Here is a 13,988-nt window from a genome sequence, read left to right on the forward strand (position 1 = left end):
GAAGCCATGGCACCATTGGCGAAGTCCGGCTGGCGCCCGCTTCGGCAGGAAGCGAGCTTTCTGGCAGCAACCTGTGGAGATCGCCCCATGAATGCAGTCATGCAACGCGTACCGGCGCTTGGGAATGTCGCCTGGCTCATCGCTACCTTCGCCAGCGTAGCGGTAGCAGCCGCCTCGTATCGCTACGTCATCGGCGTCGGCCCAATGCCGCCGAAGATTGTCGCCAACGCCTTTGCCATGCCCTGGCTCCCCCTCCACGCTGCTGCCGCCGCCACGGCCCTGCTGATCGGGTCTTTCCAGTTCGTCGGGCGGCTGCTGAGAACGCGGCCCGCGGTACACCGGTGGACGGGGCGCGTCTATGCCGTCGCCTGCCTGATCGGCGCCGTCACCGGGCTGGCCCTCGCGCTTGGCACCACGATGGGTCCGGTCGCCATGGCCGGTTTCGGCAGCCTGTCGGCGATCTGGGCCGTCACGATCAGCTATGGCTGGCAGCGGGCTCGCGAGCGCCGCTTCCCCGACCACCGCCGCTGGATGATCCGCTCCTGGGCCCTCACCTTTGCGGCCGTCAACCTGCGCGTCTATCTCGCAATTGCCGGGGCGCTCAGCATCCCCTTCGATGTCAGCTACCCGATCATCTCCTTCCTGGCCTGGGTGCCGAACCTGATCCTCGCCGAGCTCTACCTCGCCCGCAGCGACCGCCCAAGGCGCGAGACGCGACAGGTCCAGCTGGATCAAATGGGTTGAATAGACAAGCGTGGTCAATCGCTTGCGCATGATAGCGGAATCGAAGCGAGAAGCAGTTCATGTGCTTCCGGAACTGGCTTACTCCCCTCCCGGAGGCGAGTTCAGGCAGGGGTCGAGCACGATGAAGTCCGGCTCCAGCCGCCGAAAGGAGCCGGTGACCGTGACGCGATCGCCGACGTCGAACCCGTTCAGCTTGTAGGTGACGCACATGACCTTCGGCGCCTGGTTTCCGCAGACGCCCATATAGGCGAGGCCGTCACCGGTCTCGGCCACTTCCAGCCGGCCGGTCACCTCAATAACGACGAGATCGCCCTCAGGGGGATGGAAATCCTTCAAGTCCTCCACCAGCTTTTCGCAGGTCGTGTAGAGCGATGGCGCAGGCTGGGCGGAGGCCGCAGCGGCAAACAGAAGAAACGATGCGATAGCGAGAGGCAGAGCTTTCATGGTCGAGCCGAAGATGTGGAAACGAGTGCCGCCCATGTCTGCATGAGTTTCGCTTCGGCTCAACAGACGGTTTCTTGCGTCTCTCATGAACCAGATTAGGCCTTGGCGCGGAGGGCATGGCCTACCGGACACTTGGAGACCAATCGCTTCAACCCGAAGATGGGAAGGGATCACCCCTTCCCTCTCGTCTTCGACTGGCGCCCGTTCACATCCGCGCCAGCAACGCAGCCAGTTGGTCGGCTGCCTTGCCCCAGCCTTCGTGGAAGCCCATCTCTTCGTGGGCCTTCTTGTCCTCTTCCGTCCAGTGCAGTGCCCTGGCGGTATAGCGGGTGCGCCCGCCCGGCAGTTCCTCCAGGAGCACGGTCGCCACCATGAAGGGCTTGTCCGTCGGGACCCAGCCTTCGGTAAAGGCGTCGGTCACCACCAGCTTCTCGTTTTCGACCAGTTCGAGGTAGACGCCCCGGTTCGGGATGACCTCGCCGTTCGGCCCCTCCATGACGATATTGCAGCGCCCGCCGGCGCGAAGATCGAGATCGGCCTCGGTCACCTTCCAGGGCTCCGGGCAGAACCACACCTTCATCAGTTCCGGCGTGGTCCAGGCCTTGTAGACCTTCTCGCGCGGCGCATCGAATTCGCGCACCAGAACGAGTTCGTGGCCCGGTGTCTTGTTCGTCATGTCCATCTTCAATCCCTCCGATGATCTGGTGATGTCCCAAGGACGGATGACGGTGGCGTTTGCCGACATGGCGAGGTGAAGATTTCAGGAGAGGATGGCTTCTTCCTTCAGCTTGTCCAGTTCCAGCCGCACATGGGCGGCCTCCGCCGGCGAGCGGGCAAGGGAGATCGCCCGGCCGAACGCCTCCCTCGCCTCCCTCGTCTCGCCCGTCTGGGCAAGCAGCGCGCCGCGCACGCCGTGGAAATAGAAGTATCCATCGAGCGCATCCGCCAGCGGTTCCAGCATGGTGAGCGCCTCGACGGGGCCGCGCAGCTTCGAAAAGGCGACGACCCGGTTCAGCGAGACGACCGGCGACGGGTTGAGCTTTTCCAGGAGCTGGTAGAGGAGTTCGATCTCCTTCCAGTCCGTCTCGTCCGCCGTCAGGGCACGTGCATGCAGCGCGGCGATTGCCGCCTGGACCTGGTAGGGCCCTGGCTTGCGGTGGCGGATCGCTTTGTCGAGCAGCGCCAGCGCCTCGTCGATCTGCCGGCGGTCCCAGAGCGAGCGGTCCTGGTCCTCGAGCAGGATGATCTGGCCCTCTCCGTCATAGCGTGCCTCGCGGCGGGAATGCTGCAGCAGCATCAGCGCGGCAAGCCCCATGATCTCGGGCTCGGCCGGGAAGATCCGCTGAAGCAGACGCGCGAGCCGGATCGCCTCCTCGCAAAGCGCCGCAACATCGGGATTGCTCATGCCCGCGGAATAGCCCTCGTTGAAGACGAGGTAGATCATCGCCATGACCGGCGGCAGCCGCTCGGCCCGCTCGGCGGCGCTTGGCGCCTCGAACGGCAGTCCCGCCTTGGCGACGCGCGCCTTCGCCCGGGTGATCCTTTGCTCCATCGCGCTTTCCGACACGATGAAGGCGCGTGCGATCTGGGCGACGCTGATGCCGGACACGATCCGGAGCGCCAGCGCGATCTGCTGCGTCGCCGGCAGGTCCGGATGGCAGCAGATGAACATCAGCCGCAGGATGTCGTCGCGGTAATGCGAGCTGTCGAGCCGCTCGGCCATGTCGGCCTCGGCATCGGAGAGGTCGGACAGCACCTTCTCGTCCGGCAGCGCGGTGTTGCGCGCCGTCTTGCGGATCTGGTCGACGCCGCTGTTCCGGCCGACGAAGATCAGCCATGCGGTCGGATCGCGCGGCGGCCCCTTGTCAGGCCAGGTTCGGATCGCCCTCAGGCACGCCTCCTGGAACGCCTCTTCCGCCGTGTCGAGGTCACGGAAATAGCGCAAGAGAGCGCCCATGGCCTGCGGCCGGGCCGCCGTCAGCGCAAGATCGATCCAGGCGAGGTCCTTCATGTGGGGGAACTCCCGGGATGGAAGACGTAGAAGGGCCGGATTTCATAGGACGTGGAGCCGGGGTTGACGGCAGAGAGTTCCTTGGAAAAGGCGATCGCCTCATCGAGGTTCTCGACGTCGACGGTATAGAAGCCGAGCAGCACTTCCTTCGTCTCGGCAAAGGGGCCATCGACGACCAGCGGCTCGTCCCTGCCCTTGCGCACCGTGGTGGCTGCCGTCGTCGGCATCAGCCGTCCGGTGGGCCCGAGCTTGCCGGCCTTTGCGAGCGGCTCCTGCACGGCCTGGAGACGCCCCATCACGGCCGCCTCTTCCTCCTTCGACCAGGCAAAGACCTTTTCCTCGTCGGCATAGCAGAGGATTGCGTAAAGCATCGTCAACTCCTTCTCCGTTGGAAGACGAAGGAGTAGCGCCACCGCCGACCGGCCGCAGCAAAAAAATCTGCGGCCGGCAGCCTGCCTCAGGCGGCTTTGGGCGTCCCGGAGAGCGGCCGCGGTTCCGCCATCAGGCCCTTGAACAGGCACCAGGTCGCCGCGAGCAGCACGATGGCAAACGGAAAGCCGGTGGAGACCGCCATGGCCTGCAGCGCCGCAAGCCCGCCGCCCAGCATCAGGGCGATCGCAACCAGTCCCTCGAACGTCGCCCAGAAGACGCGTTGCGGAACCGGCGCATTCACCTTGCCGCCGGCCGCGATCGTGTCGATCACCAGCGAGCCGGAATCGGACGAGGTGACGAAGAAGACGATCACCAGGATGATGCCGATCAGCGAGGTGAGCTGCGTCAGCGGCAGGTGCGCCAGCATCTCGAAGAGCTGGATCTCGAGCGCCGCGTCCTGCACCGAGGTCAGCCCCTGCGAAACCACCTGGCTGATCGCCGTGCCGCCGAGCGCCGTCATCCAGATCGTCGAGACGAGTGACGGGATGAGCAGCACCGCGATCAGGAACTCGCGCACCGTGCGCCCCCGGCTGACGCGGGCGATGAACATGCCGACGAAGGGCGACCAGCTGATCCACCAGGCCCAGTAGAAGGCGGTCCAGCCATGCCGGAAGTTGTCATCGTTACGGCCGAACGGATTCGACAGCGCCGGCAGGTATTCCACATAGGCGAGCAGGTTCAGGAAGAAGTTCCGCAGGATCTGCAGCGTCGGTCCGACCAGGATCACGAACATCAGGAGCAGGAAGGCAAGCGCCATGTTGGCCTCGGAGAGGCGCTTTACGCCCTTGTCCATGCCGGCGATCACCGAGGCGGTGGCGATACCGGTGATGATGATGACCAGGAAGACAGTCATGCCGACGCCGGAGGGTAGCCCGAAGAGGAAATTAAGCCCTGCCCCCGCCTGTTCGGCACCGATGCCAAGCGATGTGGACAGGCCGAAGATGGTGGCGAAGACGGCCAGGATATCGATCACATGGCCCGGCCAGCCCCAGACGCGCTCGCCAAAGATCGGGTAGAAGACGGAGCGGAGCGTCAGCGGCAGGCCCTTGTTGTAGGCAAACAGCGCCAGCGACAGCGCGACGACCGCATAGGTCGCCCAGGGATGCAGCGACCAGTGGAAGATAGTGGCGGCCATGGCGAGACGGCGTGCGCCCTCCTCGTCACCGGGAACGCCACCGAGCGGCGCCCAGTCCGTCCGCACGCCGTCCTCCACCACCGGCCCTTCAAAGGCGGCGGTGTAATTGCCGAGGGGCTCGGACACGCCGTAGAACATCAACCCGATCCCCATGCCGGCGGCAAAGAGCATCGAGAACCACGACATGCGGCTGTAGTCCGGCGTTGCATCGGGTCCGCCGAGCCTGACACGCCCGACCGGCAGGAAGATCAGGGCAACGCAGGCAATCACGAAGATATTGCCGGCCAGAAGGAAGAACCAGGCGAGGTTCGAGGTCAGCGTGTCGCGAATGGCGGTGAAGACCGGCCCGAGCGTCGTCTGGAACATCAGCGTCAGGAAGGTGAACGCGACGATCGTCAGCGCCGAGACGCTGAACACGATGTTGTGGATGTCGAGCTCGAAGACGAAGCGCCGCCGGTAGTTGATGTTGTCCTGGCCGATCTCGTACTCGGTATCGATGATCTGCGTTCTGCCCTCCGGCGCGGGAATGGCTTCGTCTGCGCTGGAAGCGCTCAGGTCCGTCATCATCTGCTCCATTTTCTTCGGCCGGTGCCACGACCTTCGGGTCGTCCGGATAGGTTCGGCGAAAGCCGGGGCACGTCGCACACGCTTAATCGCGGCAGCCTCGCCTTGCCCACGCGAAGCGGGAGGCAGGCCAGCATCAGGAGGGCGTAGATGGCGCAGCCGCCTCGCAAGGGCAACCCCTTCCGCCACATTTCGGCCGCAAAACCTCAGGCGCTCGACTGGCATCCATTACCCGGCGCTCTATAGTTCTGCACGACTGCAACGCCTGCGAGGACCTATGGCCGATCTCTCCACGTTCCCGATCACCAGCCGCTGGCCGGCGAAGAACCCGGACATCCTCCAGCTCTACTCGGCACCGACACCGAACGGCGTGAAGGTGTCGATCATGCTGGAGGAGACGGGCCTGCCCCACGAACCGCACTACATCGAGATCGGCCAGGACGAGACCTGGGATCCGGAATACCTGTCGCTGAACCCGAACGGCAAGATCCCGGCGATCCTCGATCCTGACGGCCCCAACGGGCAGCCTCTGGCGCTGTTCGAGAGCGGCGCGATCCTGGTCTACCTGGCGGAAAAGACCGGCAAGCTCCTTCCTGCCGATCCAGCCGCACGCTACCAGGCAATCCAGTGGGTGATGTGGCAGATGGGCGGTATGGGCCCGATGTTCGGCCAGCTCGGCTTCTTCCACAGGTTCGCCGGCAAGGACTACGAGGACAAGCGCCCGCGCGACCGCTACGCCAAGGAGAGCGCCCGTCTGATCCGGGTACTGGAGACCCGGCTCGGCGGCCGCGACTGGATCATGGGCGACGAGTACACGATCGCCGACATCGCCATGCTGGGCTGGGTTCGCAACCTGATCGGCTTCTATGGCGCCGGCGAACTGGTCCAGTACGACGAGTTGAAGCACGTGCCCCTATGGCTGGAGCGAGGTCTCGCGAGACCCGCGGTAGACCGTGGGCTGACCATTCCGACGAGACCGTAGGGAGGAGACCTCATGCCCATGCCAGTCCTGCCGATGGAGGGTTCCTGCCGTTGCGGTCAGGTTCGCATCCGCATCAGCGCGCCGCCGCTTCTGACCATGGCCTGCCACTGCCGCGGCTGCCAGAAGATGAGCGCCAGCGCCTTTTCCTGCAGCGCCGCCATTCCGTCCGAGGGGTTCGAGGTGCTCGAGGGAGAACCGGTGATCGGCGGCGCACACGGCGACGATGTCCAGCACTACCACTGCCCGCACTGCAAGAGCTGGATGTTCACCAAGGCGACCTTCATCGATGCCTTTGTCAACATACGACCGACTATGCTCGACGACGCCTCATGGTTTTCCCCCTTTGTCGAAACCTACACGAGCGCCAAGCTTCCCTGGGCTACGACCAGCGCCACCCACAGCTTCCCGGAGTTCCCGCCCATGGAAGCCTATGAGGCGCTGACGAAGGAGTTCCTGGCGCGCGCCTGAAAATTTCGCTCCGACGTGTCGGCGCGGCCTCCCCTGAGCCGTCCTTGAAGCACCCGCCCACGCGGGCGAGCAACAGGAGGGTAATGAGATGGACACGACTGTCGAAGCCAATACGCCACAGCAGGAAGCCGAACCGGTAAAGGGCGGCATTGTCGCCTACCTGCAGGTGGACGGAGCAATGAAGGCGGCCGACTTTTACAAGCGCGCTCTGGATGCCACCTTCGCGGGCGCCCATCCGCCGGACGATCAGGGCCGGACCATGCACGTGCATCTTTACATCAACGGCGGTTCGCTGATGCTGTGCGACCCCTACCCGGACTACGGCTATCCGCTCGAAAAGCCGCAGGCCTTCACGGTCATGCTGCCGGTCGAGGGCATCGACACCTGGTGGAAGCGCGCTGTGGATGCCGGCATGGAGGTGGTGACGGAGCTCCAGGTAATGTTCTGGGGTGACCGCTACGGCCAGCTGCGCGACCCTTTCGGGGTCCTCTGGGCGATGAACGAGCCCGTGACGTCATAAGTTGGCGCATGTCCTGAAGAGAGGGTGGACGGCGCGGCCGCCCGCCCTCGTTCACGCTCCTCCTCACCCCTTTGTGAGCGGGAGACGCACTATTTTGGGTCGGCTTTTAACTTCCCGGTAACCCTCGCCATCTGTATTAGAGCCTTATCAGAGACGGCTGCGCAGCGACATGCGGGCCATCATCCACGCACGCAAACAGATGGAGGCAAGATGTTCACCCGGACGTGCTGCTTTGCTCTTTCGCTCATGCTCGGATCGGCCGCGGTCGCCAGCGCACAGCCCACCAGGATCAAGCAATTCGATGCCTGGGGCGTCTATTCCTATACCCAGAACGGCCAGAAGAACTGCTACGCGCTATCGGTTCCCGTGACCAAGCAGCCGGGCAACGTCAACCATGGGGACAATTTCGTGCTGGTTGCACCGCAGGGATCGAGCTACGCGCCGCAGGCTATCATGGGCTACACCCTCAATCCGTCGGCCGAGGTCAGGGTACGTGTCGACGACAAGAGCTTTACCATGGCGCCGAAGGACAACGCTGCCTGGGTGAAGAACCAGGCGAATGAGCCGGAAATGGTCAACGCCATGCGGGCCGGTCGCGAACTCGTCATCGAGGCGACCTCGCAGCGCGGCACCAATACCAGCTATGCCTACTCCCTGAAGGGCGTGACCGCTGCGCTGAACGAAGTGCGCAAGTGCAACTGATCGCGGCGAAGCTCGCCTGCACGACATTCGCACCCGCATGAACGGCAGAAGATTTACACTCCATTGCGCGGCCGGTCTCGTTGCAGTCGCCGCCCTGCTGGCCGGCCTGCCGCTGGCAATCGCTGCGGATGCCGGCTCCGGCTTCCGCAGCGGCCGGGAAACCGGCTACGCCGTTCCACGGTTTGTCTCGCTGAAGGCTGCCAAGGCGCGCATGCGCATCGGTCCGTCCACCGATTATGCCACCAGCTGGCTCTATACGCAGCGAGGCCTGCCGCTGGAAATCACCGAGGAATACGGCAACTGGCGCCGCGTACGCGACTTCGAGGGCGTCAGCGGCTGGATGTCCGGAGCGCTTCTGTCCGGAGACCGGACGGCCATCGTCGGGCCATGGCTCGACGAACCGATCCCGCTCAGACGATCCGCTTCGTCCGGCGCAGCGGTCCGGGCACAGCTCTCCCCCAGGGTCTTGATGCAGGTGAAGACCTGCGACGGCCGGTGGTGCGAGGTCAGCCTGCCACGCAACGGCGTCGAAGGCTATGTCGACCAGTCGTCTCTCTGGGGCGTCTATCCCGGCGAGCGCTTCAAATAGCACCCGGGCGCCGTCATCCTCCGGTCAGGGTCCGCCTGACGGCGTCCTTCCAGCCGCGGATCTTCGCCTCCCTCACATCATCGTCCATCTGCGGCTCGAAGCAGCGCTGGCGGGCCCAGCGGCGCGCGAACTCTTCCCTCCCCGGCCAGACGCCCGCCTTTGAACCGGCAAGCCAGGCGGCGCCAAGAGCCGTGGTCTCGAGGATGGTCGGGCGATCGACGGGGGCGTCGAGCAGATCGGCGAGCCGCTGCATCGTCCAGTCGGAGGCTACCATGCCGCCGTCCACCCGCAGCACAGTCTGCCGGCCATCGCTCTGCCAGTCCTTGTGCATGGCATCGAGGAGGTCGCGGGTCTGGTAGCAGACCGCCTCCAGCGCAGCCCGCGACAGTTCCGCCGGCCCCGTATTGCGGGTGAGGCCGAAGATCGCGCCGCGCGCTTCGGCGTCCCAATGGGGGGCGCCGAGGCCGGTAAAGGCCGGCACGAGATAGACGGCCTGCTCCGGATCTGCACTGTCGGCCAGTTGCCCGGTCTGTTCCGCCTTGCGGATGATCCCCAGCCCGTCGCGCAGCCATTGCACGGCGGCGCCGGCGATGAAGATCGAGCCTTCCAGCGCATAGGTGGTTTCGCCGTCCAGGCGGTAGGCGATTGTCGTCAGCAGGCGGTTCTTAGATGGCACGATCTCGGAGCCTGTGTTCAGCACCGCGAAGCAGCCGGTCCCATAGGTGGACTTGATCATGCCGGGCTCGAAGCAGGCCTGACCGATCGTCGCCGCCTGCTGGTCGCCGGCAACCCCGAGGATCGGGATTGCTGCGCCGAACAGCCGCTCGTCGGTTACCCCGAAATCATCGGCGCAATCCTTCACTTCCGGCAGCATGGCGGCGGGAATGTCCAGGATCGCGAGAAGGTCATCGTCCCAACGGTTCTCCGCGATGTTGTAGATCAGCGTGCGCGAGGCATTGGTGGCGTCGGTGACGAAACTCCGGCCACCGGTCAGCCGCCAGATGAGGTAGGTGTCGATGGTGCCGAAGCAGAGGTCGCCATTCGCCGCCCGCGACCTGGCACCCTCGACGTTCTTGAGCAACCAGGAGAGCTTCGTACCGGAAAAATAAGGATCGAGTAGCAGGCCGGTCCTTTCTGTGAAGAGCGTCTCCAGCCCCTCCCCCTTCATCCGCTCGCAGTCGCCCGCCGTACGCCGGTCCTGCCAGACGATGGCATTGTGGATCGCCTGGCCGGTCTCGCGCTCCCAGACCACGACCGTCTCGCGCTGGTTGGTGATGCCGATCGCGGCAATGTCGGAGGCCCGGATGCCGGCCTTGCGGATCGCCTGGCGGATCGTCAGCACCACGCTCCCCCAGATTTCCTCGGGGTCGTGTTCGACCCAGCCGGACTTCGGGAAGATCTGCGTGAACTCCTTCTGGCCGACCCCGGCGATCTTCATGTTCCCGTCGAAAACGATCGCGCGACTGGACGTCGTTCCCTGGTCGATCGCCAGCACATAACCAGCCATAGGTCCCTCCTCATGCTCCTCATTCCTGGCCAAGGTTTGAGCAGATGCGCAGAAGGGCTGTCAACGGCAGAGGCCGAAAGGATGGAACGCCGACAAAGCCTTGGAACAAATATCGTCGTCAGCCGTAACAGTCGTGTCCGACCCACTCGCATCGAGGCGCCGAGATGACCACCACCTATACCACCACCACGACCGGAAGGGCCGGGTTTCCACTTCGGACCTTCTTCGTGCCCTTTCCCTTCGTCTGTTTCACGCTCGCACTGGTAACCGACATCGCCTACTGGCGAACCTCGTTCCTGATGTGGAGCAACTTCTCGTCCTGGCTTCTCTTCTTCGGCCTGATCGTCGGCGCCGTTGGTTTGCTGGCCGGGCTCGTCGACATGCTGCGCCGCTCGACGCGCATCCTGGGGCCCGGTTGGGCAGCCGCCATCGGCTATGCCCTGATGCTTGCCGTGGCCGTCGTCAACAGCTTCGTCCATGCAGGCGACGGCTGGACCGCAGTCGTGCCGAACGGCCTCATCCTTTCCGTCGTCACCGTCGTGCTGGCGGTCCTGACCGTGATCCTTGCCGCCCGCCGACGGTCCCGCGTGATCTGGAGTGTCGAACGATGACTTTTATGAGCAGAACCTCCACCCTCGCCACAGTCTCGCTCCTGGCGCTCTCGCTTGTGGGCTGCAGTGAAGAGAACGGCAATTTCGACGTCAGCCAGCAGATTGGCCCCGACCCGGTGCTGCCCGAGCCATCGACGGAACTCCTCCCGGACCTGAAGGTGGCCGAAGTGGTCGGCTGGCAGGACGGCGAGACCCCCACCGTGCCCGAAGGGCTGACGATCTCCGCCTACGCCACCGATCTTGCCAATCCGCGCACCGTGCACACGCTGCCGAACGGCGACGTCCTCGTGGTGCAGGGCAAGGCACCGGAAGGCAAGCCGACCGAGCGGCCCAAGGACTATGTGCGCGGCTTCATCATGTCGATGGCCCGTGGCGGAGGCGGTGGCGCCCAGAAGGAGAGCAATCTCATCACTCTGCTGCGCGATACGAACCGTGACGGCGAGGTGGATGAGCGCCACGACCTGTTGACCAAGCTGAACTCGCCCTTCGGCGTGGCCTGGGCCGATGATACGCTCTACGTCGCCGCTGCCGACGCCATCCTCGCCTATCCATACCGGCTCGGCGAGACGACCATTGGCGGCGAACCTGACGTGCTGACCCCTCTTCCTGGCGGGCCGATCAACCACCACTGGACCAAGGACCTGGCACTCAGCCCGGACGGCCGCTTCCTCTACGCCTCCGTCGGCTCCAATTCCAATGCCGGGGAACGCGGGCTGGAGGCCGAGAAAGGCCGTGCCGCCATCTGGCAGGTCGACCGGGAAACCGGTGCCTCGCGCATCTTTGCCTCGGGGCTACGCAACCCGAACGGCCTCACCTTTCATCCCGAGTCCGGGGAACTCTGGGCCGTCATCAACGAGCGCGACGAACTCGGCCCGAACCTTGTTCCCGACTACATGACATCCGTCCAGGACGGAGGCTTCTACGGCTGGCCCTGGAGCTATTTCGGCGACCACGTGGACGAACGCGTGCATCCGCCGCGGCCGGAGCTGGTCGAGAAGGCAATCAAGCCCGACTATGCGCTGTCGAGCCACGTGGCTGCCCTCGGCATGACCTTCACCAACGGATCGGCCATGCCGGAACCCTATGCCAACGGCGCCTTCGTCGGCGAGCACGGCAGCTGGAACCGTAGCGCCTTCAACGGCTACAAGGTCGTCTATATCCCCTTCGAGAACGGCAAGCCGTCCGGCATGGCGCAGGACGTGGTGACCGGCTTCCTCGACGGCGACAATGCCCGCGGCAGGCCGGTCGGTGTCGGGATCGACGGTACGGGAGCACTGCTCGTCGCCGATGATTCCGGCAACACGGTCTGGCGCGTTGCACCGGCCGACGGCACGACCATTCCGGAGCCGATTGCCACGGACCAGCCGCCGCAGGGTGCAGCAAGCGGTGCCGCCCCCGCTGGAGCCGGCACGGCTGCGCCCTCTCCGGCGACAGAACCGGGCACCGCTGAGGGCACGGCACCCGCAGCCGCTCCGCCTGCAACAGCTCCGGACACGCCGCCTGCGGCGATCCCGGGCGCTGTTCCGGCGGAGCCTGCGAACCCCGAAACCCCGCCGGCCGGTGAGGCTCCCGAAGCCGCGCCAGATGGCGAGCGCCCGGCGCCGCCGCAGACGGACGTGCCGGCGACTGAACCTGAAGCGGCCGTCCAGCCGGGCGGCTGATCAAGGTCCTTCCTTTCGGCTGCCTTCTCCCCGGCGGCCGGCATCTCGCTCGCTGCCACTGATGGACTGGCGGCGAGCGACATGGCATCGTCCCGGCGAAGCGAACGAGGGGAACATGAAAGTCACCGTTTTCAGCACCAAGCCCTACGACCGGCTGTTCCTCGATCGCGCCGCCGTACGCGGGGTCGAGCTGCGCTATTCGGAATCACGCCTCTCGCTGGACACGGCAGCGCTGGCGGAGGGCTCGGAAGCCGTCTGCGCCTTCGTCAACGACGAGCTCTCCCGCCCGGTGATGGAGCGGCTGGCGCAGCTTGGCGTGCGGCTGGTCGCCTTGCGCAGCGCCGGCTTCAACAATGTCGACCTCGAGGCGGCCACCGAGATCGGCATCGCCGTCGCCCGCGTTCCCGCCTATTCGCCGCATGCGGTGGCCGAACACACAATGGCGATCATCCTATCGCTCAACCGCAAGATCCATCGTGCGTACAACCGCGTCCGTGAGGGCAACTTTGCGCTGGATGGCCTGCTCGGTTTCGACCTCGACGGCAAGACGATGGGCATTGTCGGCACCGGCAAGATCGGCGCGGTCCTGGCGAAGATCGCCGCAGGCTTCGGCTGCAGGCTGCTCGGCCATGATGTCCGGCCGAACCCCGAATGCGAGGCGCTCGGCATGCGTTACGTGGAGCGGGAGGAACTCTTCCGACAGTCCGACATCCTCAGCCTGAACTGCCCGCTGACGCCCGAAACCCGTCACATGATCAGCGCGGAAACGCTGCCACTCCTGAAGCCGGGCGTCATGCTCATCAACACCAGTCGCGGCGCGGTGATCGATGCCCATGCGGCAATCGCCGGCCTCAAGGACGGCACCATCGGCAGCCTCGGCCTCGACGTCTACGAGGAAGAGGCAGACCTCTTCTTCGAGGACCTGTCGAACGAGGTTCTGCGCGATGACGTCTTCGCCCGTCTCCTGACCTTTCCCAACGTGCTGATCACCGGCCACCAGGCCTTTTTCACCCGCGAGGCACTCGACGCAATTGCCGAGACGACCATCGGCAACATCGTGAGCTTCCGCGACACCGGCAAGCCGCTGCATTCCGTGACGGTGGACTATCTCGCCGCGAAGTCCTGAGACGGCGGTTGCGGCACCCGCGCTAACCGCGCCGGTGAGGACGAGCCAATGGCTTGGCGCCGAAATATTTCCACCGAACCCTGTTGACCTGCTGGGCGGGCGCTCCATCTGGCGCGCACCAATCGAAGTACCGCTAGGAAGATAAGTGTCTGTTAACCCAGCTTGATCGCGATCTGATCCGGTCGCAACCAATGGCCGTAGATTGCATTGAACACGGTCGCCGATGCAGGCGATGTCCCGAAAAAATGTTCCTTCGCAGGCACAAGACAACTTCGTTAATCATCCGTCAATGACTCACTACTAGTTCTTGCAGTGCGGGCCCGAGGACGCGGAGGCGGATGATTGTCCGCAACCTGCCGCCCGCAGCGGGAGACTACCCAGCAAATATCCGCGTACCGCCGCCTGATGAGCCGTCGGGGCGCCTTCAAGGCAACCACGACGCCTGTCGCCGACGCGACAGCGGCGATCAAGCGCGACCGCAATACCGCGTAC

15 protein-coding genes are annotated in these 13,988 nt (G+C 64.9%); 9 read left to right on the forward strand and 6 right to left on the reverse strand.

The features are described 5' to 3' along the window. Positions 1 to 87 precede the first annotated feature (87 nt). A complete protein-coding gene (locus tag NT26_RS11650; protein ID WP_197570685.1) occupies positions 88 to 744 on the forward strand; it encodes a DUF2306 domain-containing protein in 657 nt (218 codons plus the stop codon). A gap of 78 nt (positions 745 to 822) precedes the next feature. On the opposite strand, the gene NT26_RS11655 is transcribed toward NT26_RS11650, so the two are convergent. The 5 genes from NT26_RS11655 to NT26_RS11675 form a co-directional block, all read right to left on the reverse strand. Next, a complete protein-coding gene (locus NT26_RS11655) occupies positions 823 to 1,251 on the reverse strand; it encodes a hypothetical protein (RefSeq protein ID WP_152338611.1) in 429 nt (142 codons plus the stop codon). 142 nt (positions 1,252 to 1,393) lie between these two features. After that, entirely contained in the window at positions 1,394 to 1,864 is a 471-nt protein-coding gene (locus NT26_RS11660; RefSeq protein WP_052642114.1) for an SRPBCC family protein, read from the reverse strand. 84 nt (positions 1,865 to 1,948) lie between these two features. Beyond that, on the reverse strand, positions 1,949 to 3,199 hold the full coding sequence (locus tag NT26_RS11665) for an RNA polymerase sigma factor (RefSeq protein WP_052638982.1): 1,251 nt from the start codon (positions 3,197 to 3,199) through the stop codon (positions 1,949 to 1,951). Beyond that, a complete protein-coding gene (locus tag NT26_RS11670; RefSeq protein ID WP_052638983.1) occupies positions 3,196 to 3,570 on the reverse strand; it encodes a YciI family protein in 375 nt (124 codons plus the stop codon). Before NT26_RS11670 ends, NT26_RS11665 begins: the two co-directional genes overlap by 4 nt. Before the next feature lie 86 nt (positions 3,571 to 3,656). Continuing rightward, positions 3,657 to 5,330, reverse strand: a complete 1,674-nt coding sequence (locus NT26_RS11675) for a BCCT family transporter (RefSeq protein WP_082077805.1) — start codon at positions 5,328 to 5,330, stop codon at positions 3,657 to 3,659. Positions 5,331 to 5,607: 277 nt separating this feature from the next. Here NT26_RS11675 and NT26_RS11680 point away from each other — a divergent pair, with 277 nt between their 5' ends. The 5 genes from NT26_RS11680 (at position 5,608) to NT26_RS11700 (ending at position 8,591) form a co-directional block, all read left to right on the forward strand. Then, the gene (locus tag NT26_RS11680) at positions 5,608 to 6,312 is read left to right on the forward strand and encodes a glutathione S-transferase N-terminal domain-containing protein (RefSeq protein ID WP_052638985.1); all 705 of its coding nucleotides are present in this window, start codon (positions 5,608 to 5,610) and stop codon (positions 6,310 to 6,312) included. A gap of 12 nt (positions 6,313 to 6,324) precedes the next feature. After that, on the forward strand, positions 6,325 to 6,780 hold the full coding sequence (locus tag NT26_RS11685) for a GFA family protein (protein ID WP_052638986.1): 456 nt from the start codon (positions 6,325 to 6,327) through the stop codon (positions 6,778 to 6,780). Positions 6,781 to 6,868: 88 nt separating this feature from the next. Continuing rightward, entirely contained in the window at positions 6,869 to 7,300 is a 432-nt protein-coding gene (locus NT26_RS11690; RefSeq protein ID WP_052638987.1) for a VOC family protein, read from the forward strand. A 210-nt stretch (positions 7,301 to 7,510) separates the two neighbouring features. Further along, positions 7,511 to 8,002: an invasion associated locus B family protein gene (locus tag NT26_RS11695; RefSeq protein ID WP_052638988.1), complete on the forward strand. Its 492-nt coding sequence runs from the start codon at positions 7,511 to 7,513 to the stop codon at positions 8,000 to 8,002. A 37-nt stretch (positions 8,003 to 8,039) separates the two neighbouring features. Beyond that, positions 8,040 to 8,591 (forward strand): SH3 domain-containing protein, encoded by a 552-nt coding sequence (locus NT26_RS11700; RefSeq protein ID WP_052638989.1) that lies wholly within the window; start codon positions 8,040 to 8,042, stop codon positions 8,589 to 8,591. Between the two features lie 13 nt (positions 8,592 to 8,604). Here NT26_RS11700 and glpK read toward each other — a convergent pair whose 3' ends face one another. Further along, positions 8,605 to 10,098 (reverse strand): glycerol kinase GlpK, encoded by a 1,494-nt coding sequence (glpK, locus tag NT26_RS11705; RefSeq protein ID WP_052638990.1) that lies wholly within the window; start codon positions 10,096 to 10,098, stop codon positions 8,605 to 8,607. Positions 10,099 to 10,262: 164 nt separating this feature from the next. Between glpK and NT26_RS11710 the strand changes: the two genes are divergently transcribed. The 3 genes from NT26_RS11710 to NT26_RS11720 all read left to right on the forward strand — a co-directional run bounded on the left by NT26_RS11710 (position 10,263) and on the right by NT26_RS11720 (position 13,496). After that, positions 10,263 to 10,709, forward strand: a complete 447-nt coding sequence (locus NT26_RS11710) for a DUF2231 domain-containing protein (protein WP_052638991.1) — start codon at positions 10,263 to 10,265, stop codon at positions 10,707 to 10,709. Between the two features lie 5 nt (positions 10,710 to 10,714). After that, positions 10,715 to 12,370, forward strand: coding sequence for a PQQ-dependent sugar dehydrogenase (locus tag NT26_RS11715; RefSeq protein WP_052642116.1), 1,656 nt, complete (start codon positions 10,715 to 10,717; stop codon positions 12,368 to 12,370). A 115-nt stretch (positions 12,371 to 12,485) separates the two neighbouring features. Next, complete coding sequence (locus NT26_RS11720; RefSeq protein ID WP_052638992.1) at positions 12,486 to 13,496, forward strand: 2-hydroxyacid dehydrogenase; 1,011 nt, start codon at positions 12,486 to 12,488, stop codon at positions 13,494 to 13,496. The last annotated feature ends 492 nt before the right edge of the window (positions 13,497 to 13,988 follow it).

The sequence above is a fragment of the Pseudorhizobium banfieldiae genome (assembly GCF_000967425.1).
Classification (GTDB): domain Bacteria; phylum Pseudomonadota; class Alphaproteobacteria; order Rhizobiales; family Rhizobiaceae; genus Neorhizobium; species Neorhizobium banfieldiae.

What these genes read in the sequence shown, in the direction of transcription:
- NT26_RS11650 (WP_197570685.1), top strand. Translation starts at nt 88, where the DNA reads ATGAATGCAGTCATGCAACGCGTACCGGCGCTTGGGAATGTCGCCTGG.
- NT26_RS11660 (WP_052642114.1), bottom strand. Translation starts at nt 1,864, where the DNA reads ATGACGAACAAGACACCGGGCCACGAACTCGTTCTGGTGCGCGAATTC.
- NT26_RS11665 (WP_052638982.1), bottom strand. Translation starts at nt 3,199, where the DNA reads ATGAAGGACCTCGCCTGGATCGATCTTGCGCTGACGGCGGCCCGGCCG.
- NT26_RS11670 (WP_052638983.1), bottom strand. Translation starts at nt 3,570, where the DNA reads ATGCTTTACGCAATCCTCTGCTATGCCGACGAGGAAAAGGTCTTTGCC.
- NT26_RS11675 (WP_082077805.1), bottom strand. Translation starts at nt 5,330, where the DNA reads ATGACGGACCTGAGCGCTTCCAGCGCAGACGAAGCCATTCCCGCGCCG.
- NT26_RS11680 (WP_052638985.1), top strand. Translation starts at nt 5,608, where the DNA reads ATGGCCGATCTCTCCACGTTCCCGATCACCAGCCGCTGGCCGGCGAAG.
- NT26_RS11685 (WP_052638986.1), top strand. Translation starts at nt 6,325, where the DNA reads ATGCCCATGCCAGTCCTGCCGATGGAGGGTTCCTGCCGTTGCGGTCAG.
- NT26_RS11690 (WP_052638987.1), top strand. Translation starts at nt 6,869, where the DNA reads ATGGACACGACTGTCGAAGCCAATACGCCACAGCAGGAAGCCGAACCG.
- NT26_RS11695 (WP_052638988.1), top strand. Translation starts at nt 7,511, where the DNA reads ATGTTCACCCGGACGTGCTGCTTTGCTCTTTCGCTCATGCTCGGATCG.
- NT26_RS11700 (WP_052638989.1), top strand. Translation starts at nt 8,040, where the DNA reads ATGAACGGCAGAAGATTTACACTCCATTGCGCGGCCGGTCTCGTTGCA.
- glpK (WP_052638990.1), bottom strand. Translation starts at nt 10,098, where the DNA reads ATGGCTGGTTATGTGCTGGCGATCGACCAGGGAACGACGTCCAGTCGC.
- NT26_RS11710 (WP_052638991.1), top strand. Translation starts at nt 10,263, where the DNA reads ATGACCACCACCTATACCACCACCACGACCGGAAGGGCCGGGTTTCCA.
- NT26_RS11715 (WP_052642116.1), top strand. Translation starts at nt 10,715, where the DNA reads ATGAGCAGAACCTCCACCCTCGCCACAGTCTCGCTCCTGGCGCTCTCG.
- NT26_RS11720 (WP_052638992.1), top strand. Translation starts at nt 12,486, where the DNA reads ATGAAAGTCACCGTTTTCAGCACCAAGCCCTACGACCGGCTGTTCCTC.